Source organism: Providencia sp. PROV_01 (genome assembly GCF_053098325.1).
In genome coordinates this window covers 4008015-4028650 of record NZ_JBRFKD010000002.1, presented here as the reverse complement: position 1 = coordinate 4028650, position 20636 = coordinate 4008015, and the positions used below count along the sequence as shown (strand labels likewise).

Below are 20636 nucleotides of genomic sequence, written 5' to 3'. Positions count from 1 at the left end.
ATTGATAAAATTCTCAAATAGCACTTTTAGTCAATTGGCTTAGTCTTTGCGGGTAGTAATTACAAGTAAATTGCCCGCACAATAAAGAACTGCCCAAGGAAATAGAGCGCTGCAACAACAGCTTTTGAAGCTTTAAATGGAAGACGGAATCGAGCAATTAGCCAAACACAGTTAGAAAGAAATAGCAGAGATGCACCAACCATGATTGAAAAATTATATTCACGGCCGAGACCAAAATATTGGTCACCAGCAACCCATGCCATAATCATACACATTATTAGTGATGCAAAAACAATGGCTTGAAGATTTTCAAGTTTACCCCAAATAAACACTAAAGTAATGGCAGCGACAATCAGAGGGGCGGCTAGCCAAGGTAGATAGAGCCCGAAATTTAGCTGCATTCCAAAGCTGATGGTGTAAATCAAATAACTTAAGAACATCAATGCGACAGAAGCTAGTAAGTGCTCACTTGAAAGCATACGAGAAAGATCTGCAACAAGAGAAACTAGCAATCCAGCAAGAATGAGGTAGTTTTGCAGGTTAAGATCATCGGAACTCCACCCCCAAAGTAATAAAAGCAGCAGTGTGATCGGGCGAAATAACCAACGTTGCCACCCAGGTCCTCGGTAGGCGGCATCGACATATAACCAACCAGAAAAGAGTACTGCGAGGAATGGCCAACTAATCATATACACATCCTTATATGTTCAATGAATGACACGGCAGTGGTCTGGCAACTTAGAAACGTGTCCTGTTTAGTTAAATAAGATAAACTATCATGACGGATTTTTTAAGTGAAAAGCATACATTATGAACAAGCCCATACTATTGATCATTGTTTTAGCGGTTATTGCGGTTCTTGCTACTAAGCGTTTTTTTGACCAACGCAAGCAAAATGAAATTAATGATAACTCTTTGCTGGTGAGCTATTTGGTCAAGGTGGATAACAAAAAGGATTACCCTTATCCTAATATGCGTTCTCGTGAACGAGATGTTGTTTCCCCTGAAACCTTCCGCTATGAAATTTATTTCAAAACGCGCTCAAGCGGCGAAATTATCAAAACGATTGTGACAGAAGAACAATACCAAAGCGTAGCGTTAGGCAGTGAAGGAAAACTCACGATGCAAGGTACTCGGTTTATTCGTTTCGAGCCTGCATCATAAAGTTTTTACTGGTCTGATTGCCTTTTCTTTGCTTCTTCTAAAGCGGCTTTGGTTTTTTTCTGCATGGCTAACATTTCGAATACGCCAAAAAAGAAAATGCGTAGTTGAACTAAACCAGAGATTTTTTCCCCTTTAGGAAGCGTTGCTTTTAGGAAAATAGTTTGCAGTGCATGCATAAATACCATGAACACCATTGCAATATCCATGAAATATTTCAATGGCTTAGGGAATGGATGGACGAGGTTAAAGACCATAAAACCCCAAACGCAAATCATGAGCAGGCGTCCAATATTGATAAACATGTTTTTGTCCCTAAAGTGAAGTTCGAATAAAAAGGCGATATGCGACTTGCCCAGCTATTTTTTCGCGATGAAGTTGCCAGTTAGCTGGAATGTCAGTAAGTGGTGACTCCGCTTCTGACTCAACGTATATCCAGCTTTCTTCAGCTAACCATTGATTTTTTTCTAACAATTGAATGGTTTCATTGAGCAGTCCTTTGCGAAATGGTGGGTCAATGAAAACGACATCAAAAGGTGTACCTGCTTGGCTTAAAAAATTTAGGCTGTTGTGATTCACTACGGTTGCGTTATCAGCTTGTAAGCGAGTTTTATTTTCAGTCAATAATTGGGCGTTGTGTTTATCGAGCTCAATAAAGGTGACTGTTTCTGCAAAACGAGAAAGTGCTTCAAAGCCCAGTGAGCCACTGCCTGCGAAGCAATCTAAGCAACGCGCATCTCGAATGATTGGCATCAACCAGTTAAATAACGTTTCTTTAATTCTGTCTGTAGTTGGGCGTAAGCCCTCACTATCACGAACTGGCAGCTTTCTTCCGCGCCATTTTCCACCGATAATACGAATTTGCCCTAAAGAGGGGGATTGTGGTTTTTTTGCCATAATGTTTATTGCTGCTTAACGGGTTTATGTACTTAAATTTGATTGTTACTATTGTATACCTGTCAGGCGATAAGTTGCAGTGTTGTTATCTCTGATTGGCCGTATTTCAATTATAGTGCTTCATTTTCACAGTTTTAACACGAAAATTCAGATTAAATTGGCAGGATTTTTCTTTCAGATATGTGTTGCTGAGCGATGAAATGGTAGACTGCATATATTTTTATTGCGATTTGATTATCGAGTGCCATATTTTTACCGCGAGGAGTGTAGTGGCAAATGGCTAAAGACAAGAAAAAAGGTTTTTTTTCATGGTTGGGGTTTGGGCGTAAAAATGAAGAAGAAACCCAGCAACAAGAGCAACAACAAACTCAACAAAATGATGTGGTTAATGACGTCGAAAACCAATCAACCCATGAAGCTGCGGTTGATGCCGCAACAGCCGAAGCGGAACGTCAACATCAAGCTGAGCAAGCTGCTATTAAAGCGGCAGAAGATGAAGCTCAGCGTCAGTATGAAGCACAACAAGCTGCGATTGATGCGGCAACCGAGCAAGCAGAACGTGAGCGGGAAGCTAAACTAGCAGAGCTTCAAGCTGCCGAAGAGCAAGCGGAACAAGCACGCCAAGAAGCCGAAGAGAAAAAACTGGCGGAAGAAAAAGCCGAGCGTGAACGCCAAGAAGCGGAAGCAATGCGTCTTGCTGAAGAAGAAATGGCACGTCAGCGTCAAGTTGAGTTAACTGCGATTCAAGCGGCAGAGGAAGCGGAAGAGCAGCGTCGCCAAGCAGAGTTAGCTGCAATTCAAGCTGCCGAAGAACAAGCCGAACGCGAACGTCAAACAGCAGAAGCGGCGCGTTTAGCGGAAGAACAAGCCGAACGCGAACGCCAAGCAGCAGAAGCGGCACGTTTAGCGGAAGAACAAGCCGAACGCGAACGCCAAGCAGCAGAAGCGGCGCGTTTAGCGGAAGAACAAGCCGAACGCGAACGCCAAGCAGCAGAAGCGGCGCGTTTAGCGGAAGAACAAGCCGAACGCGAACGCCAAGCAGCAGAAGCGGCGCGTTTAGCGGAAGAGCAAGCCGAACGCGAACGCCAAGCAGCAGAAGCAGCCCGTTTAGCGGAAGAACAAGCCGAACGCGAACGCCAAGCAGCAGAAGCAGCCCGTTTAGCGGAAGAACAAGCTGAACGCGAACGCCAAGCAGCCGAAGCAGCCCGCTTAGCGGAAGAACAAGCCGCCGAAGATGCGAGAATTGCAGAGGAAGAAGCTGAAGCTGAGCGCTTACGTTTAGAAGAAGAAAAAAATAATTTACCAACAGAGCAAGAAAAACCTAAAAAAGAAGGTTTCTTTGCTAGGCTAAAGAAAGGGTTATTAAAAACTCGCCAGAATTTAGGTTCAGGTTTTTTTGGGCTGTTTTCAGGTAAAAAAATTGATGATGACTTATTTGAAGAGCTTGAAGAGCAGCTATTGATTGCTGATGTCGGGGTTGATACCACTCGCAAAATCATTGATAACTTAACGGCACATGCGAGCCGTAAAGAGCTCAAGGATGCAGAAGTGTTATATGGCAAATTGCGTGAGGAAATGTCTGATATTTTAGCGAAAGTGGATAAACCACTCGTGATTGAAGACAAAAAACCCTATGTTATTCTTATGGTTGGTGTTAACGGGGTCGGGAAAACGACAACAATTGGTAAATTAGCACGTCAATATCAGTCGGAAGGGAAAAGCGTCATGTTAGCCGCGGGGGATACTTTCCGTGCAGCAGCCGTTGAGCAACTTCAAGTATGGGGAGAGCGCAATAAGATCCCTGTGGTCGCTCAACATACTGGCGCAGATCCTGCATCGGTTATTTTTGATGCGATTCAATCAGCGCAGGCGAAAGGGGTTGATGTTTTAATTGCAGATACCGCTGGGCGCTTACAAAATAAATCGCACTTGATGGAAGAGTTGAAAAAAATTGTCCGGGTGATGAAAAAACTCGATGAAAATGCTCCCCATGAAATTATGTTAACGCTAGATGCAAGTACTGGACAAAATGCGGTAAGTCAGGCAAAACTTTTTGATGATGCGGTCGGTTTAACAGGTATAACATTGACTAAGCTCGATGGCACAGCAAAAGGTGGCGTAATTTTCTCTATTGCCGACCAATTTGGTATTCCAATTCGTTATATTGGTATTGGTGAGGGTATTGAAGATTTACGTCCATTTAAAGCAGATGACTTTATCGAGGCTCTATTTGCCCGAGAGGAATAATTTTCGATGATTCGCTTTGAACACGTTAGTAAAGCTTATCGCGGTGGCCGCCAAGCACTCCAAGGGGTTGATTTTCATCTTCAACCTGGAGAAATGGCATTTCTAACAGGCCACTCAGGCGCAGGTAAAAGTACATTACTTAAACTGATTTGTGGAATTGAACGCCCAAGTGCGGGTCATATTTTATTCAATGGTCATGATATCAGCCGCTTGAAAAATCGAGAGATCCCGTTTCTGCGCCGGCAGATCGGGATGATTTTTCAAGATCACCACCTGTTATTTGATCGAACGGTATATGACAATGTCTCAATGCCGCTAATCATTTCTGGTGCTAGTACCGAGGATATTCGTCGGCGAGTTTCCGCTGCATTGGATAAAGTTGGGTTATTGGGCAAAGCGAAAAACTTCCCAATTCAGTTATCTGGTGGGGAGCAACAACGTGTCGGTATTGCCCGAGCGGTGGTGAATAAGCCAACGATGTTATTAGCGGATGAACCAACAGGTAACCTTGATGGTGAATTGTCTGAAGGAATCATGCGTTTATTCGAAGAATTCAATCGTGTAGGGGTGACCGTTTTAATGGCGACCCATGATATTGCATTGATTGAGCGTCGTAACTGCCGTGTTCTTACATTGAGTGAAGGTCGTATGCTTGGAGGTCAACATGGCTAAGAATGTCCGTAAAAGCAAGCCGGAACGAGCCAAGCAATCGAAAAGTAAAGCATTAAAAGGCGGTTGGAAAGAGCAGTGGCGTTACTCGTGGTTGAATGCGCTCGCTGACATGCTAAGACAGCCTTTGGCCACCTTTTTGACTATCATGGTTATTGCGATTTCACTCACATTACCGAGCCTTTGTTATATTGTGTGGAAAAACGTTTCGCAAGCCGCGGAGCAATGGTATCCAACACCACAACTCACTGTTTATCTTGATAAATCTCTTGATGAACAAGGTGGGCAAAATGTAGTAACACAACTGCAGGCTCTTGATGGGGTTGACCATGTGAATTACCTTTCACGTGACCAAGCCATGAGTGAGTTTCGCAGTTGGTCCGGTTTTAGTACTGCACTCGATATGCTAGAGGAAAACCCTCTGCCTGCAGTCGCAATAATTACGCCTAAAATTGATTTTGAAGGTTCTAATGTATTAACAACACTGCGTGATAGAGTCAGCCAAGTCGATGGCATTGAAGAAGTTCGCATGGATGATAGCTGGTTTGCGCGGTTAGCTGCACTAACGGGTTTGGTTGGGAAAGTCGCTTCTGTCATTGGGGTTTTAATGATTGTGTCACTATTCCTTGTGATAGGTAATAGCGTACGGCTCAATATTTTTGCTCGCCGTGATACGATTAATGTGATGAAGTTAATTGGTGCTACTGATGGGTTTATCATGAGGCCATTTTTAAATGGTGGCCTTGTATTGGGTGCATTAGGTGCCATTATTTCCCTAATTATGACCTTTCTACTTGTTTGGCAGTTAGCGGACGGTGTGGCAAAAGTAGCCAGTGTATTTGGTACGCAATTTCAGATTGAAGGATTGTTATGGGAAGAGTCTTTATTAATTCTACTGTTATCCGCTATGGTTGGTTGGATAGCGGCATGGTTGGCAACACTTCAACATTTACGACACTTTACACCTGAGTAATATGTTGTTTTTTCATCATTTTTATTCAAGAGTCATGATTTGATTATATCATGACTCTTTGATTCTATTGCAAATTTTCGTTAAAAATGAACTTAGTCTGAATTGTTTTGTCCTACATTGACCTACTGTTAACAAATTTTGTATATAATTTATTTAACGCGGTTAAACTGGTAGACTAAAAATGTTTACCTCATGGCTAACCAATGCGGTTATCAATACAAACTAATCTGTTTCCTATTATTTTATTGAGGATCTGAATGACCAAAGACATGCAATCATTAGCTCTTGTTCCACAAGGAAGTATTGAAGCCTATGTTCGGGCTGCTAATGCTTACCCGATGCTCACCGCTGAGGAAGAAAAGGAACTTGCTGAACGGCTGCATTACCATGGTGATCTGGATGCTGCAAAGCAACTGATCTTATCGCACTTGCGCTTTGTTATTCATGTTGCTCGTAGTTATGCAGGGTATGGTTTACCACAAGCTGACTTAATTCAGGAAGGTAATATCGGCCTGATGAAAGCGGTGCGTCGTTTCAATCCTGAGGTTGGCGTTCGTCTTGTTTCCTTTGCGGTTCACTGGATCAAAGCTGAAATTCATGAATATGTTTTACGTAACTGGCGTATTGTCAAAGTCGCGACAACAAAATCGCAACGTAAGCTATTCTTTAACTTAAGAAAGAATAAAAAGCGTCTTGGTTGGTTTAACCAGGACGAAGTTGATATGGTTGCCCAAGAGTTAGGGGTAAGTACTAAAGATGTGCGTGAAATGGAATCACGTATGGCTGCACAAGACATGGCATTTGATATGTCAGATGACGATGACAGCAGTGATTTTGGTGGCCCTGTAGCCCCAGTCTTATACTTACAAGACAAAGCATCAGACTTTGCCGGTTCAATTGAAGATGATAACTGGGAAAGCCATGCAACTGACCGCTTAGCAGATGCGTTGGATTCTTTGGACGAGCGCAGTCAGGATATCATCCGAGCTCGTTGGTTAGACGATGACAACAAAACGACGTTGCAAGAACTCGCTGATAAATACGGTGTTTCTGCAGAGCGTGTTCGTCAGCTTGAAAAGAACGCAATGAAGAAGTTACGTTTGGCGATGGAAGAAGACGAAGATAGCGAAATGTAATTTATGACTGGCCAATTCGTTGTTCACTAAAATTATCTGCATTTATTACCCGTTAAGAGGTGGATAAATGCAGATAATCATTTCTACTTTTACATTTTTTATTGTTCAATTAATCACCGTATAACTCTAGCGGTAAGCCATCGGGATCTGTGAAAAATGTAAAACGCTTTTGGGTATAGGGGTCGATGCGTATGGCCTCACAAGCCACACCTTGCTCAGTTAAATAAGCTACCCATTTATCTAAATCATCAACACTGAAGGCTAAATGGCGCAGCCCCGTGGCTTCAGGATAACTCAACCTTGCGGGCGGATTAACAAAACTGAATAATTCAATTTGGTAATGTTCACCAAAGGCTAAATCCGCTTTCCATGAATTATTTTCTGGGCGGAAATGTTCTTCAAGTAGATTTAACCCCAAAATACGGCAATAAAAATCCTTACTGACCTCAAAATTGGATGCAATAATAGCAACATGATGAATTTTATTTAACTTCATGCTGTTTTTCCCCATATATCAGGTTGTGCGGTGGTATTGAAGCCATTAGCAGCCAAGAATAGCCGCACCGCTTCTTTTTCTTGTAGGGCTACCCCGCTAATATCAAATTTCCATAGTGTAATGTCAGGAATAGCTTGGCAAATTTCTTCTAATAAATATGAGCCAACACCGCGTCGGCGAGTGACCTCTCGTACGCAAAAATCCTGCAAAGTGGCAGTGTTATGATCCACCGTAATTTTTGCAGCTCCAAGAAGGCGTTCATTAAAACGGGCGGCATAGAATAGGTCACCTGCTTTGCACATTTTGGCTAGTTCAAAAGGACTCTGGTCAGGCCAGATTTTATGTAAGTCCAGATATTGTTGCTCAGTAGGATTGACCAGCGGGATAATAGTAAGTCTCATGATATTTTGTTTGTTTCCCTGTAAGAGTTGCAGTCACTCATCCTGCCAGAGTGATCTACAACCGATTTTTTGATTTTAGAGAGAAAAATTTGGTGATACTGAATTTTCCGAATTTCACTCGGATTAATTTAAATTTAACCCGAATATAACACTAGTATTTACAAAAAACCTACTTTAACACATCAGTTTTTTATTCTGCTTCTAATGTAAAAACCTGCCATATACATTTGCTATTTAGCATAATTATCTTGTTTAATGTTATGAAATATATAGCCTTATTCGCTGTATTTTGAAATCTCAGGCATTTTACCTGTCAACTATAATAATCTACTACAAATCAAACACAAACACTCAGAACCACGAAGACGGGGACGATAAAATGAAGAATATGAATAAAGCATTATTAGCGGGCTGTATTGCGATGGCATTCAGTTCAGCAGGATGGGCAAAGGAAATTAAAATAGCGGTTGTTGGCGCGATGTCAGGGCCTGTAGCTCAATATGGTGATATGGAATTTACAGGGGCACGCCAAGCGATCGCAGATATTAATGCTAAAGGTGGCATTAATGGAAACACATTAGTGGCAGTAGAATATGACGATGCCTGTGACCCGAAACAAGCGGTTGCGGTGGCAAATAAAGTGATTAACGATGGTATCCGCCATGTTATTGGGCATTTATGTTCCTCTTCAACACAGCCGGCATCCGATATTTATGAGGATGAAGGTGTCATTATGATCACCCCAGCTGCAACTAATGCGGATTTAACCACACGTGGTTATCAAATGGTTCTGCGTACAACCGGTTTGGATTCGGACCAAGGACCCACTGCAGCTAAGTTTATTATGGAAGATATCAAACCAACTCGTATTGCTGTTGTGCATGACAAACAACAATATGGGGAAGGTTTAGCCCGTTCTGTACGTGAAAGCCTCAATAAAGCTGGCGTTAAAGAAGTGATGTTTGAAGGGGTAACGGCGGGTGACAAAGACTTTTCCGCTTTAGTGGCAAAATTGAAGAAAGAGAATGTTGATTTTGTTTACTTTGGGGGATATTACCCAGAGATGGGGCAAATTTTACGCCAAGCGAAGCAAGCTGGCTTGAATATTCGCTTTATGGGGCCTGAAGGCGTCGGTAACTCTTCATTATCAAATATTGCAGGTGATGCCTCTGAGGGCATGTTGGTAACTTTACCAAAACGTTACGACCAAGTTGCGACTAACCAACCAATTGTTGATGCCATCAAAGCGAAGAAAGAAGACCCAACAGGGCCATTTGTTTGGACAACTTATGCTGCTATCCAAGGTTTAACGACGGCAATGGAGCGTACTGGCAGTATTGAGCCTGAAGATTTAGTGAAAGACCTGAAAGCAAATCCGGTCGAAACTGTCATGGGAACATTAAGCTGGCAGCCAAACGGTGACCTGAAAGGGTTTGAGTTTGGTGTATTTGAGTGGCACAAAGATGGGACTTCCACCTCTGTAAAATAGTACTCAGCAGTGTTCCAGCATAGTGAATAAGAACCGGAAGTAAGTCACTTGCTTCCGGCTTCTGTTCTCTATAGAGGACAAGTAGTTCGAAAGGATAGTCTTATGTCAGATCAAATTCTGTATTTTATTCAGCAACTTCTGAATGGTTTAACCCTCGGTAGCACTTATGCACTGATAGCTATCGGCTATACGATGGTGTATGGCATCATTGGGATGATTAACTTCGCCCACGGCGAAGTGTACATGATTGGTAGCTATGTCTCTTTTATTGTGATCGCAGGCTTAATGATGCTTGGGATTGATATCGGTTGGATCCTTGTTGCTGCGGCCTTCATTGCGGCAATTGTGGTCTCTAGTGCCTATGGTTGGAGTATTGAACGGGTTGCTTATCGGCCGGTCCGTCATTCTAAGCGATTGATTGCATTGATCTCTGCGATCGGAATGTCTATTTTCCTGCAAAACTATGTCAGTTTGTCACAAGGTTCGCGTGATTTAGCCCTACCCAGTTTGATTACAGGGCAATGGGTTCTCGGTGAAAGCGATGGTTTTGAAGCCACGGTGACTAAGATGCAATTGACCATCTGGGTGGTTACCGTGCTTGCGATGTTAGCTTTGACGCTATTTATTCGCTATTCAAAAATGGGAAGAGCCTGCCGAGCTTGTGCAGAAGATCTTAAAATGGCCAGTTTATTAGGCATTAATACCGATCGCGTCATTTCATTAACTTTCGTTATTGGTGCCGCAATGGCGGCTGTAGCGGGTGTGCTATTGGGGCAATTTTATGGTGTGATTAACCCCTATATTGGTTTTATGGCAGGAATGAAAGCATTTACTGCGGCGGTATTAGGGGGAATTGGGAGCATTCCCGGCGCCATGTTAGGTGGTTTAATCTTAGGTGTTGCAGAAGCGATGGCCTCTGCATATTTAAGTACAGAATATAAAGATGTTGTGTCATTTGGTTTATTGATTGGTGTGTTGTTAATCATGCCAACCGGCATTCTGGGACGCCCGGAGGTCGAAAAAGTATGAGAAAAGAAAATTGGATTAATGCCATTGTGGCTTCAGTGACTTTTTTCGTATTGGCTCTGTTCATGATGGGGTTGCAGCTCGCTCTTGATGGCACAAAACTGGTTGTTACGGTTGGGGATTCTGTACGTTGGAACTGGATCATTGCGGGTATTATTGTCATCTTTGTTTACCAGTTGGTTCGTCCGACATTAAATAAAGTATGGCAAGGAGTTCCTAAAAAGGCGTGGGCGATCCCTGATTTTGATGGTTCGACAGCCAAGCAAAAGATTCTTGCAGCTGTAATTATTATTGCCGCAATTATTTGGCCGTTTATTGTTTCTCGCGGAAGCGTGGATATTGCCACCCTGACATTAATTTATGTGATGTTAGGCTTAGGGTTAAATGTGGTTGTTGGGTTATCTGGGTTACTGGTTCTTGGGTATGCCGGCTTTTATGCCATTGGTGCTTATACTTTTGGTTTATTAAATCATTACTATGGTTTTGGTTTCTGGGAAAGTTTACCGATTGCAGGGTTAACCGCTGCGTTAGCCGGTTTTTTATTGGGATTCCCTGTTCTAAGGTTGCGGGGGGACTATCTTGCAATAGTGACGCTCGGCTTTGGGGAAATTGTTCGTATTTTATTACTGAATAATACCGAAATCACTGGCGGGCCAAATGGGATCAGTCAATTACCGAAACCGACTTTCTTTGGTTTGGAATTTAGCCGTACCGCTAAAGATGGCTGGGATACCTTCCATAACTTTTTTGGCTTAGATTACAGCCCTGGTGACCGTATTATTTTCCTGTATTTTGTCGCCTTGTTATTAGTAGTCTTAACTTTATTTGTTATCAATCGCTTACTGCGTATGCCATTAGGTCGTGCATGGGAAGCATTACGCGAAGATGAAATTGCCTGTCGCTCATTAGGGCTAAGCCCAACTCGAATAAAATTAACCGCATTTACTATTAGTGCGGCCTTTGCGGGATTTGCAGGGACGTTATTTGCCGCACGACAAGGCTTTATCAGCCCAGAATCTTTTACCTTTGTGGAGTCGGCATTTGTGTTAGCCATCGTCGTTTTAGGGGGAATGGGCTCACAAACTTCCGTGATTTTAGCCGCAATTATCTTAGTCGTATCACGGGAAATGATGCGTGACCTTAACCAATACAGCATGCTGTTATTAGGGGCATTGATGGTGCTGATGATGATCTGGCGACCACAAGGCCTATTACCGATGAAACGTCGTCAAATGCAGGTGAAAAAAGTCCCTGAAGGGGAGGGCGTATGAGCCATATAACAACGCCTTTGCTACAAGTTAATGGCTTAACAATGCGTTTTGGTGGGTTACTTGCCGTCAACAATGTTGAGTTAACCATTAATCAAGGGGAAATAGTTTCACTGATTGGCCCGAATGGGGCGGGTAAAACCACCATTTTTAACTGTTTAACGGGGTTTTATAAGCCGACCAGCGGCACGATTTTATATCGTGAAAAACACCTTGAAGGGCTGACAGGGCAGTCTATTGCTCGCCTTGGCGTCATCCGAACATTTCAGCATGTGCGGTTATTTAAAGAAATGACGGTGATTGAAAATTTACTTGTGGCGCAACATCAACATTTAAAAAGTGGCATTTTTTCTGGGCTATTGAAAACCCCTGCGTTTCGTCGGGCAGAAGCTGAAGCGCTTGATAATGCGGTAAAATGGCTTGAGCGTGTTGATTTACTCCCCTTTGCCAATCGACAAGCGGGTAATTTAGCCTATGGGCAGCAGCGTCGGTTAGAAATTGCTCGCTGTATGGTCACTCGCCCTGAAATATTAATGTTAGATGAACCAGCAGCAGGTCTTAACCCTAAAGAAACCAATGATTTGGATGACTTGATTGCTGAGTTACGAGCTCATCATAATGTTTCAATTCTCTTAATTGAACATGATATGAAATTAGTCATGGGAATTTCAGATCGCATTTATGTCGTGAATCAAGGAACGCCATTAGCGAATGGGACACCGAGTGAGATCCGTCAACATCCTGATGTGATAAAAGCCTATTTGGGGGAAGCTTACTGATGCTAGAGTTTAAAAAAGTTTCTACCCATTATGGAAAAATTCAAGCACTACATGAAATTAGTTTGAATATCCAAAAAGGTGAAATTGTGACCTTAATTGGAGCAAATGGTGCAGGGAAAACCACCTTGCTCAGTACGCTTTGTGGCGATCCACGTGCATCGGAAGGCCAAGTCATCTACCGAGGCGTGGATATCACCCAATTGCCCACTTCGAAAATTATGCGTGAAGACATTGCATTAGTACCCGAAGGGAGGCGTGTATTTTCTCGTATGACAGTGGAAGAAAATCTCGCAATGGGGGGCTTTTTTGCCGATCGCCAACAGTACCAAGAACGTATTGAGCGAGTTTATAAGCTATTTCCAAGGCTGTATGAGCGTCGAAGCCAGCGTTCAGGAACGATGTCTGGCGGTGAGCAACAAATGCTAGCGATAGGCCGTGCTTTAATGAGCCAGCCAGAGTTACTCTTACTTGATGAGCCATCCTTAGGCCTTGCTCCCATTATCATTATGCAAATTTTTGATACGATTCAGCAGCTACGCGAAGAAGGAATGACAATTTTCCTTGTCGAACAAAACGCCAACCAAGCGTTGAAACTCGCAGACCGTGGTTATGTGTTGGAAAATGGGCATATTGTGTTGGAAGATAGTGGCAAAGCGTTGCTAGCGAATGAGGCAGTACGAAGCGCCTATCTAGGCGGCTAAAATTTTAGTCATCCTTCACGCTGTGGCGTTGTTGGCTTCATTCGGCTGTTTGGGTCACATACTTAATGTATGCTCCTAATTTTCGTCATCCTTCACGCTGTGGCGTTGTTGGCTTCATTCGGCTGTTTGGGTCACATACTTGTGTATGCTCCCCAAGCTATCCTCATTTTGCCGCCTAGCCACAACGCGAATGATTTAGAAAATTAAATCATCATTCACTTTTTCTGATTGCTCGGGTTATCTGTTGATGCAGGTAACCCGTTATTGTTTCTGGTGTACACCATTTTGAGCGGTACGCATGGGTTTTCTTGCTATACATAGTTGCAACGTTCTGTGAAGTGACTCGCAATTTCGCTATTTACTTGTTTCTATGCATAAAAACAAATGTATATACAACTTTTTCTCTAGAAACATACAGCTACTTGTTGTTGTATAACTTCTCTTGTGTTCCAACCTTCACACTTCCTACAAAATTTCAAATTTAAATGTATATACTTTGTGAAGTAAATGTATATATATTTGAGTCATAGATAAACACCCTAAATGAATGGATAGTCTCGAGTAAGTTGATAGAAAATTAATTTATTGATTTTTAATTAAATAATTAATTTTAGAACACAGGTGCATCGTCACTAACTGGGTATCTCGCAGATTATTATAAATAAAATTGTTAATTTAAAGTTAATTAAAAATGGATGATAGGGGATACAACCATGTTAAATCGTACTGACTCAACTCGAGTGATCCGCGCACCACGTGGCAGTGAGAAAACCTGTAAGAGCTGGCTGACAGAAGCGGTATATCGCATGATCCAAAATAATTTAGACCCTGATGTTGCTGAGCACCCTCAAAGCTTAGTGGTCTATGGCGGTATCGGTCGAGCGGCACGTGATTGGGAATGCTATGACAAAATTTTAGATGTGCTGACCACACTAGAAGATGACCAAACATTACTCGTGCAGTCAGGTAAACCCGTCGGAGTGTTCCCTACCCATCCAGATGCGCCTCGCGTATTGATCGCAAACTCAAATATTGTTCCTCACTGGGCGAATTGGGATCACTTTAATGAGTTAGATCGTAAAGGCCTAATGATGTATGGCCAAATGACGGCTGGTTCTTGGATCTACATTGGTTCTCAAGGGATCGTCCAAGGCACCTATGAAACGTTCGTTTCACTGGCCAAACAACACTTTAATGGTAACGCAGCAGGGCGTTGGATCTTAACGGGCGGTTTAGGTGGAATGGGCGGAGCACAGCCATTAGCAGCAACCATGGCGGGCTTTAGCATGATAGCGGTGGAATGTGATGAAAGCCGTATCGATTTTCGTTTAAGAACTCGTTATGTGGACAAAAAAGCGACGACATTAGATAAAGCACTGCAATATATCGAGGAAGCCAAAGCAAATGGCCAGCCAGTTTCTGTTGGGCTATTAGGTAATGCGGCTGATGTTTACAGTGAATTGGTGAAACGCAATATCACTCCTGATTCCGTCACTGACCAAACTAGCGCCCATGACCCTGTACACGGCTACTTACCACAGGGTTGGACACTCGACCAATGGCGTGAAAAACAACAAACCGCACCTGCTGAAGTGACCAAAGCAGCGAAAAAAAGCATGGCAGTCCAAGTGGATGCGATGTTAACGATGCAAAAGCGTGGCTCAGCGGCTTTTGACTACGGCAATAATATTCGCCAAATGGCAAAAGATGAAGGCATTAGTAATGCCTTTGATTTTCCAGGCTTTGTTCCTGCTTATATTCGCCCTCTGTTTTGTGAAGGTATTGGCCCATTCCGTTGGGTTGCGTTGTCAGGTGACCCAGAAGATATCTATAAAACAGACCAAAAAGTAAAAGAATTATTACCAGATGACAAGCACTTACATAATTGGCTCGATATGGCACGTGAGCGTATCGCATTCCAAGGGCTTCCTGCACGTATTTGTTGGGTTGGTTTAAAAGACAGAGAAAGATTAGGCCGTGCTTTCAACGAAATGGTGAAAAGTGGTGAGTTAAAGGGCCCAATCGTGATCGGCCGTGATCACTTAGATTCAGGCTCTGTGGCTAGCCCTCACCGTGAAACGGAATCTATGAAAGATGGCTCTGATGCGGTATCAGACTGGCCTTTATTGAACGCACTATTAAATACCGCAGGTGGAGCAACATGGGTCAGTTTACATCACGGTGGTGGTGTTGGTATGGGTTTCTCACAACATTCAGGCGTCGTCATTGTGTGTGATGGAACGGACGCCGCTGATAAGCGTTTAGCTCGTGTTTTACATAATGACCCTGCAACGGGCGTAATGCGTCATGCAGATGCAGGTTATGACATCGCCATTAACTGTGCGAAAGAGCAAGGCTTGAACTTGCCGATGGTGAAGTAATGTCCTTTGCCAGCTGAAGTTGAGCTGGCATCTTTCTGGAATAAAAGGAATTCAGTATGAATGCTGCGTTGACTCAGAAAAGACAAGGGCCACTGGCGGGGATCAAAGTGATCGATTTAAGCCGAGTGTTAGCTGGCCCTTATTGCACAGGTATGATGGCCGATCTTGGTGCTGAAGTGATCAAAATTGAAGTGCCTAACCACGGTGATGACAGCCGCCATTTAGGGCCATTCATTGATGGGGAAAGTGTTTATTACGGTTTAATTAACCGAGGTAAACGCAGTATTGAATTGGATCTTAAAGCGGATGAAGACCGAGCGATTTTATTCCAGCTAGTCAAAGAAAGTGATGTGGTGGTTGAAAACTTTCGCCCTGGTGTGACTCAACGACTCGGTATCGATTTTGAGAGCCTAAAGCAGCACAACCCTAAATTAATCTACGCCAGTATCTCTGGATTTGGGCAAAACAGCCCACTCGCCAGTTATCCCGCTTATGACATCGTGGCACAAGCGATGTCAGGCCTAATGAGTGTCACTGGTTTCCCAGAAACAGGGCCTACACGCAGTGGTGAGTCAATTGGCGATGTGTGTGCAGGGATGTTTGCCTCATGGGCGATAAGTAGTGCGTTATTTGCGAGAGAGCGTCATGACGAAGCGGCACAGTATATTGATGTAGCGATGGTGGATGTCTTACTGAGCATGCAGTTAACTGGGCTTTCAAACCTATTTGCTCATGATAAGGCTCCGAGCCTAGTGGGTAACCGCCATCCAGTATCTACGCCATTCGATACTTATCAGGCAAAAGATGGCTTAGTGGTTATCGCGATTGCGAGTGAAAAGCTATTCCAACGCTTTTGCGAATGCATGGAAAAACCAGAGTTATGCCATGACTCACGCTACCTTAATGACCCGAGTCGAACACAGCACCAAGCTGAACTTAGAAAAGAGATTGAAAGTTGGACACGCCAAAAAACCGTTGAAGAGGTATGTGACATTTTATTAAACGCGGGCGTTCCTGCTTCACCAATTCATAATTTACACCAAGCAACACAAAGTGAGCATGCCCAAGTGAGGCAAGTTCTGACGCACCTGAATGATGGGGGAACGCCTTTGGTTTCTCAACCGGTTTTTTTCAATGGAAATAAACCTCATTCAACCCGCCGTGCACCAAAATTAGGTGAGGCAAACTTAGTGTATAAGCCAGCGAGAACAACCATTAAAAATGCGGAGACGATGCAATGAGTTTTGATATTAATGAAACAGAACAAGCGGTTGTGGATGCGATAGAAAAAGTTTGTCATGACATTTTACAGCCGAATGCACAAAGATACGATGAGACAGAAACCTTTTGCGCAGAAAGTTTACAAGCGTTAGGAGAAATGGGCTGTTGGGGAATTAATTTACCTGAGCAGTATGGCGGTTTTGGTATTGGCAGTGTGGCGATGAGTCAGGTAGTCGAAGCTGTTGCTGCCGCTTGTGCTTCGACTTCATCGGCTCTAACGGCACATTTTTTGGCGACAGATTCGATTTTAATTGGTGGTACTGAAGAGCAAAAAAATTATTGGTTACCAAAAGCCGCTGCAGGGGAATTATTAGGTGCATTTGGCTTAACTGAGCCGGCTGCAGGTTCTAATCCTGCAGATATGCGAACCGTGGCAACTCGTGAAAATAGTGGCTGGCGTATTCGGGGTAATAAACACTATATTACTAACGCCAAAGAGGCTGACTTTATCGTGTTGTATGCGAAAACGGATGTAGAAGCGGGAGCCCGCGGGATCAGCGCATTTATGATCCCTAAAGGCACGGAAGGCGTGGCATTTTCTCAACCTGAAAAAACAATGGGATTACGGGGTAGCACGATTTATGAATTAGCGCTGAATTGTTGGCTACCGGAATCGGCATTATTGGGAGAGGAAAATAAAGGGTTCCATACCGCGATGGAAGTTTTAGATAAAGGGCGTGTTGAAGTGGCCGCAACGTCACTCGGTATAGCTCGGGCTGCGATGGAAAGTGCTTTAGGTTGGGTAAAAGAACGCCAAATTGGTAAAAAGCCCTTAGCCGCATACCAAGGAACTCAATGGCGTATTGCGGATATGCATACCCAGTTGGAGGCCGCTCGTATGTTGACTTGGCAAGCTGCGGAATTACGTGATTCAGGGGAGCGTTTTAGTTTGCAATCTGCGACGGCGAAATTGTTTGCCGCTGAGTGCGCGGGTTTTGTTACGGATGCAGCATTACAGCTTCATGGCGGCTACGGCTATATTCGTGACCTTCCCCTTGAACGTTATGTGCGTGATGCACGGATTTTACGGATTTTTGAGGGCACATCAGAAATACAAAAAATTATTATTTCACGTGCCGTTTTAGATGCCCACTAAGTTATTTTAAGTATTGAGCCGAGTAAGCGGGACAGGCGTTTACTGGTTTATGGAGCACCATAGGAAGCACTACCTGACAACAGGATCATGGAATTAAAAACACAACAACAATCAGGTTTAAGAATGTATTTCAATTAGTTATTTAGGGTGAATAACAGATAAAACATCACCCAGCGTAATGCTTAATAACTGTACCTTACAACTGTAGTTATTGCGGTTCCATTACGATTAATTGGTTCATTCTTTAAGCCAGCCTTGCTTAAAGAGGAGTTACCATGACAGTTTCAAACGACATCGCTACAGGGCAAAAAAACCGGCAGGAGAATGTACCTTTAATCGAAGCGCGTTCCATCGATTACATTCCAGAGTCCGAGCGCCACGGCACTTTATCAAGCCAATTCACACTTTGGTTTGGCTCTAATTTACAAATAACTGCAATTGTAACCGGAGCCTTGGCAGTCGTACTGGGTGGGGATGTATTCTGGTCATTAATTGGCTTATTTATTGGCCAACTGTTAGGTGGTGCCGTGATGGCCTTGCATGCGGTGCAAGGGCCAAAATTGGGGTTACCACAAATGATTTCGAGTCGTGTACAGTTTGGCGTATACGGTGCGGTCATCCCTATTTTATTAGTTTGCATGATGTATGTCGGGTTTTCTGCCAGTGGTACCGTGCTGGCAGGGCAAGCGGTCGGTCAGTTATTACATGTGACGGATTGGGTTGGAATTATTATTTTTGGTGTGGTGATTATCGGCATCACAATTTGTGGTTATCGCATCATCCATATTTTAGGGAAAGTAGCGAGTGTTATCGGCATAATTACGTTCTTCTATCTATTTTTCCGTCTATTTTATATGAATGATGTTTCGGTTTTACTGGAAAACCGTCATTTTAGCTGGACTAACTTTTTATTAGCGATGTCATTGTCTGCTTCTTGGCAAATTGCATTTGGGCCTTATGTTGCGGACTATTCACGTTATTTACCGACTAAAACTCCGACAATCAAAGCCTTTTTGGCCGTAGGTTCAGGTACAGTCATTGGTACGCAAGCATCAATGATTTTAGGGGTTTTTGCCGCAGCGCTTGCCGGCAATAAGTTTGCGGGTAACGAAGTCTCGTATATTGTGGGCTTAGGTAGTACTGGTTTGATAGCGGCTCTGTTATATATCAGTATTTTCTACGGAAAAGTGACGATAACTGCACTGAATGCTTATGGCAGTTTTATGTCTATGGCGGCAATTTGGTGTGGCTTCCGTGGGAAAAGCCAAATTTCTCGTGGGCAAAGGTTGTTCTTTATTATTTTAATGGTCAGTTTCTCAACCTTACTTGGACTAGCGGGCCAGCATTCATTTTTAAAACTCTTTTCTGCTTTCTTATTGTTTTTGCTTGCATTCTTTACCCCTTGGAGCGCAATCAACTTGGTTGACTACTATTGGGTCACTAAAGGCCGCTACGACGTTCCTGAACTCGCAAACCCAAATGGCCGCTATGGGCGCTGGAATAAAGTTGGGATATTTACTTACATTGCGGGTGTGTTAATACAGTTACCCTTTATTTCAACAGGGTTTTATACCGGGCCTTTAGTCGAAAAACTCGGTGGTGTTGATATCTCATGGATTGTGGGCTTGGTGGCAACCAGTGTTATTTACTATGTTGCGATTAAAAAATGGCCTATGTCAGTGGCAGACCGATTGATATTACCCACAAGTAAATAACCATTTCATCAAAAACTAGCATTAAAAATAGTAAAAATTGAGATAGCCAGTAGCAGTGTGAATATCACTGTTACGGTTTCTCTCAACCTAAAAAACGATTTTAGAACATCATCATACCCAATAATCGTTGAAGAATTGGGATAGGAGTTGCTATGAAAATTTTAGTCGCAGTGAAGCGAGTAATAGACCATAACGTCAAAATAAGAGTAAAAGCCGATGGCTCAGGCGTTGAATTGGCGAATGTCAAAATGGCCATCAACCCCTTCGATGAAATCGCTGTCGAAGAGGCTGTACGTTTAAAAGAGGCGGGAAAAGCGACAGAAGTTATTGCTGTTTCCGTTGGTGATATTGGCTATCAAGAAACATTACGCAGTGCGATGGCGATTGGGGCTGACCGTGGCATTTTAGTCCAGAGGCCTGGAGAATTAATTTTAGAACCACTGGATATTGCGCGCTTACTTCAACGAATCGTGGAAAAGGAACAGCCGGATCTTATTTTATTAGGCAAACAAGCTATTGATGATGATTGTAATCAAATAGGCCAAATGCTTAGCGCATTATTGGATTATCCGCAGGCGACATTTGCCTCACAAATTAAGCTTGAGGGCCAACTACTGCAGGTTACAAGGGAAATTGATGGCGGGTTAGAAACGTTAGAGATGCCATTACCCGCGGTTATCACAACGGACTTAAGGCTCAATGAACCTCGTTATGCAACTTTGCCTAATATCATGAAAGCTAAGAAAAAAACGTTAGATATTATCGATATTGCTGATATGAATTTTGCTCTATTAGGGCAAATTAAAACGCTTAGTGTCTCAGAGCCTAAAAAACGGGCAGGGCAATGTACATTGTTAGGCAGTGCGACAGAGCTAGTCAGTGCATTGCAAGCGAAAGAAGTGATTTAATCGAGGAAAATA

Annotated in this window: 20 protein-coding genes; 15 read left to right on the top strand and 5 right to left on the bottom strand. The window is 43.2% G+C overall.

Annotation, left to right across the window (positions count from 1 at the left end; genetic code table 11):
- Positions 1-59: 59 nt before the first annotated feature.
- Entirely contained in the window at positions 60-689 is a 630-nt protein-coding gene (locus tag ACU696_RS19515; protein WP_004908138.1) for a lysoplasmalogenase, read from the bottom strand.
- A 121-nt stretch (positions 690-810) separates the two neighbouring features.
- Between ACU696_RS19515 and ACU696_RS19510 the strand changes: the two genes are divergently transcribed.
- Positions 811-1164: a DUF2500 domain-containing protein gene (locus tag ACU696_RS19510; protein ID WP_109911656.1), complete on the top strand. Its 354-nt coding sequence runs from the start codon at positions 811-813 to the stop codon at positions 1162-1164.
- 5 nt (positions 1165-1169) lie between these two features.
- Here ACU696_RS19510 and ACU696_RS19505 read toward each other — a convergent pair whose 3' ends face one another.
- Both ACU696_RS19505 and rsmD read right to left on the bottom strand, forming a co-directional pair.
- Entirely contained in the window at positions 1170-1466 is a 297-nt protein-coding gene (locus ACU696_RS19505; protein ID WP_004908141.1) for a DUF1145 family protein, read from the bottom strand.
- Positions 1467-1476: 10 nt separating this feature from the next.
- Positions 1477-2058 (bottom strand): 16S rRNA (guanine(966)-N(2))-methyltransferase, encoded by a 582-nt coding sequence (gene rsmD / locus ACU696_RS19500; RefSeq protein ID WP_164529175.1) that lies wholly within the window; start codon positions 2056-2058, stop codon positions 1477-1479.
- A gap of 276 nt (positions 2059-2334) precedes the next feature.
- Between rsmD and ftsY the strand changes: the two genes are divergently transcribed.
- The 4 genes from ftsY to rpoH all read left to right on the top strand — a co-directional run bounded on the left by ftsY (position 2335) and on the right by rpoH (position 7083).
- Positions 2335-4305, top strand: coding sequence for a signal recognition particle-docking protein FtsY (gene ftsY, locus ACU696_RS19495; protein ID WP_210845090.1), 1971 nt, complete (start codon positions 2335-2337; stop codon positions 4303-4305).
- A 6-nt stretch (positions 4306-4311) separates the two neighbouring features.
- Complete coding sequence (gene ftsE / locus ACU696_RS19490) at positions 4312-4977, top strand: cell division ATP-binding protein FtsE (RefSeq protein WP_209101832.1); 666 nt, start codon at positions 4312-4314, stop codon at positions 4975-4977.
- Positions 4970-5947 (top strand): permease-like cell division protein FtsX, encoded by a 978-nt coding sequence (gene ftsX, locus ACU696_RS19485; RefSeq protein ID WP_109911659.1) that lies wholly within the window; start codon positions 4970-4972, stop codon positions 5945-5947. Before ftsE ends, ftsX begins: the two co-directional genes overlap by 8 nt.
- A 257-nt stretch (positions 5948-6204) precedes the next feature.
- On the top strand, positions 6205-7083 hold the full coding sequence (gene rpoH, locus ACU696_RS19480; protein WP_004908152.1) for an RNA polymerase sigma factor RpoH: 879 nt from the start codon (positions 6205-6207) through the stop codon (positions 7081-7083).
- Between the two features lie 109 nt (positions 7084-7192).
- Here the strand turns inward: rpoH and gloA2 are convergent, their stop codons facing one another.
- Together gloA2 and panM are read right to left on the bottom strand one after the other, a co-directional pair.
- On the bottom strand, positions 7193-7579 hold the full coding sequence (gene gloA2 / locus ACU696_RS19475; protein ID WP_004908154.1) for an SMU1112c/YaeR family gloxylase I-like metalloprotein: 387 nt from the start codon (positions 7577-7579) through the stop codon (positions 7193-7195).
- Positions 7576-7980: an aspartate 1-decarboxylase autocleavage activator PanM gene (panM, locus tag ACU696_RS19470; RefSeq protein ID WP_123382261.1), complete on the bottom strand. Its 405-nt coding sequence runs from the start codon at positions 7978-7980 to the stop codon at positions 7576-7578. The genes gloA2 and panM overlap by 4 nt, the downstream gene beginning before the upstream one ends.
- Positions 7981-8359: 379 nt before the next feature.
- On the opposite strand from panM, the gene ACU696_RS19465 reads away from it, so the two are divergent.
- The 10 genes from ACU696_RS19465 to ACU696_RS19420 all read left to right on the top strand — a co-directional run bounded on the left by ACU696_RS19465 (position 8360) and on the right by ACU696_RS19420 (position 20624).
- The gene (locus ACU696_RS19465; protein ID WP_004908157.1) at positions 8360-9469 is read left to right on the top strand and encodes a branched-chain amino acid ABC transporter substrate-binding protein; all 1110 of its coding nucleotides are present in this window, start codon (positions 8360-8362) and stop codon (positions 9467-9469) included.
- 102 nt (positions 9470-9571) lie between these two features.
- Positions 9572-10498: a high-affinity branched-chain amino acid ABC transporter permease LivH gene (gene livH / locus ACU696_RS19460; protein WP_209101837.1), complete on the top strand. Its 927-nt coding sequence runs from the start codon at positions 9572-9574 to the stop codon at positions 10496-10498.
- Positions 10495-11766: a high-affinity branched-chain amino acid ABC transporter permease LivM gene (locus ACU696_RS19455; protein WP_109911662.1), complete on the top strand. Its 1272-nt coding sequence runs from the start codon at positions 10495-10497 to the stop codon at positions 11764-11766. Before livH ends, ACU696_RS19455 begins: the two co-directional genes overlap by 4 nt.
- Entirely contained in the window at positions 11763-12542 is a 780-nt protein-coding gene (livG, locus tag ACU696_RS19450; protein ID WP_004908162.1) for a high-affinity branched-chain amino acid ABC transporter ATP-binding protein LivG, read from the top strand. Before ACU696_RS19455 ends, livG begins: the two co-directional genes overlap by 4 nt.
- The gene (livF, locus tag ACU696_RS19445) at positions 12542-13243 is read left to right on the top strand and encodes a high-affinity branched-chain amino acid ABC transporter ATP-binding protein LivF (RefSeq protein ID WP_004258508.1); all 702 of its coding nucleotides are present in this window, start codon (positions 12542-12544) and stop codon (positions 13241-13243) included. The genes livG and livF overlap by 1 nt, the downstream gene beginning before the upstream one ends.
- Before the next feature lie 713 nt (positions 13244-13956).
- A complete protein-coding gene (gene hutU / locus ACU696_RS19440) occupies positions 13957-15624 on the top strand; it encodes a urocanate hydratase (RefSeq protein ID WP_447343213.1) in 1668 nt (555 codons plus the stop codon).
- Between the two features lie 56 nt (positions 15625-15680).
- On the top strand, positions 15681-16865 hold the full coding sequence (locus tag ACU696_RS19435) for a CaiB/BaiF CoA transferase family protein (protein WP_004908167.1): 1185 nt from the start codon (positions 15681-15683) through the stop codon (positions 16863-16865).
- The gene (locus tag ACU696_RS19430; RefSeq protein ID WP_004908169.1) at positions 16862-18001 is read left to right on the top strand and encodes an acyl-CoA dehydrogenase family protein; all 1140 of its coding nucleotides are present in this window, start codon (positions 16862-16864) and stop codon (positions 17999-18001) included. The genes ACU696_RS19435 and ACU696_RS19430 overlap by 4 nt, the downstream gene beginning before the upstream one ends.
- Before the next feature lie 275 nt (positions 18002-18276).
- Entirely contained in the window at positions 18277-19716 is a 1440-nt protein-coding gene (locus tag ACU696_RS19425; RefSeq protein WP_004908172.1) for a purine-cytosine permease family protein, read from the top strand.
- Positions 19717-19868: 152 nt separating this feature from the next.
- Complete coding sequence (locus ACU696_RS19420; RefSeq protein WP_109911663.1) at positions 19869-20624, top strand: electron transfer flavoprotein subunit beta/FixA family protein; 756 nt, start codon at positions 19869-19871, stop codon at positions 20622-20624.
- The last annotated feature ends 12 nt before the right edge of the window (positions 20625-20636 follow it).

Excerpts from the sequence above, each read along its gene's own strand:
- hutU (WP_447343213.1), top strand. The coding sequence starts at position 13,957 with ATGTTAAATCGTACTGACTCAACTCGAGTGATCCGCGCACCACGTGGC.
- ACU696_RS19510 (WP_109911656.1), top strand. The coding sequence starts at position 811 with ATGAACAAGCCCATACTATTGATCATTGTTTTAGCGGTTATTGCGGTT.
- ACU696_RS19430 (WP_004908169.1), top strand. The coding sequence starts at position 16,862 with ATGAGTTTTGATATTAATGAAACAGAACAAGCGGTTGTGGATGCGATA.
- ACU696_RS19455 (WP_109911662.1), top strand. The coding sequence starts at position 10,495 with ATGAGAAAAGAAAATTGGATTAATGCCATTGTGGCTTCAGTGACTTTT.
- ACU696_RS19435 (WP_004908167.1), top strand. The coding sequence starts at position 15,681 with ATGAATGCTGCGTTGACTCAGAAAAGACAAGGGCCACTGGCGGGGATC.
- gloA2 (WP_004908154.1), bottom strand. The coding sequence starts at position 7,579 with ATGAAGTTAAATAAAATTCATCATGTTGCTATTATTGCATCCAATTTT.
- ACU696_RS19425 (WP_004908172.1), top strand. The coding sequence starts at position 18,277 with ATGACAGTTTCAAACGACATCGCTACAGGGCAAAAAAACCGGCAGGAG.
- panM (WP_123382261.1), bottom strand. The coding sequence starts at position 7,980 with ATGAGACTTACTATTATCCCGCTGGTCAATCCTACTGAGCAACAATAT.
- ftsY (WP_210845090.1), top strand. The coding sequence starts at position 2,335 with ATGGCTAAAGACAAGAAAAAAGGTTTTTTTTCATGGTTGGGGTTTGGG.
- ACU696_RS19505 (WP_004908141.1), bottom strand. The coding sequence starts at position 1,466 with ATGTTTATCAATATTGGACGCCTGCTCATGATTTGCGTTTGGGGTTTT.
- rpoH (WP_004908152.1), top strand. The coding sequence starts at position 6,205 with ATGACCAAAGACATGCAATCATTAGCTCTTGTTCCACAAGGAAGTATT.
- rsmD (WP_164529175.1), bottom strand. The coding sequence starts at position 2,058 with ATGGCAAAAAAACCACAATCCCCCTCTTTAGGGCAAATTCGTATTATC.
- livH (WP_209101837.1), top strand. The coding sequence starts at position 9,572 with ATGTCAGATCAAATTCTGTATTTTATTCAGCAACTTCTGAATGGTTTA.
- ACU696_RS19465 (WP_004908157.1), top strand. The coding sequence starts at position 8,360 with ATGAAGAATATGAATAAAGCATTATTAGCGGGCTGTATTGCGATGGCA.
- livG (WP_004908162.1), top strand. The coding sequence starts at position 11,763 with ATGAGCCATATAACAACGCCTTTGCTACAAGTTAATGGCTTAACAATG.
- ftsE (WP_209101832.1), top strand. The coding sequence starts at position 4,312 with ATGATTCGCTTTGAACACGTTAGTAAAGCTTATCGCGGTGGCCGCCAA.
- ACU696_RS19515 (WP_004908138.1), bottom strand. The coding sequence starts at position 689 with ATGATTAGTTGGCCATTCCTCGCAGTACTCTTTTCTGGTTGGTTATAT.
- livF (WP_004258508.1), top strand. The coding sequence starts at position 12,542 with ATGCTAGAGTTTAAAAAAGTTTCTACCCATTATGGAAAAATTCAAGCA.
- ftsX (WP_109911659.1), top strand. The coding sequence starts at position 4,970 with ATGGCTAAGAATGTCCGTAAAAGCAAGCCGGAACGAGCCAAGCAATCG.
- ACU696_RS19420 (WP_109911663.1), top strand. The coding sequence starts at position 19,869 with ATGAAAATTTTAGTCGCAGTGAAGCGAGTAATAGACCATAACGTCAAA.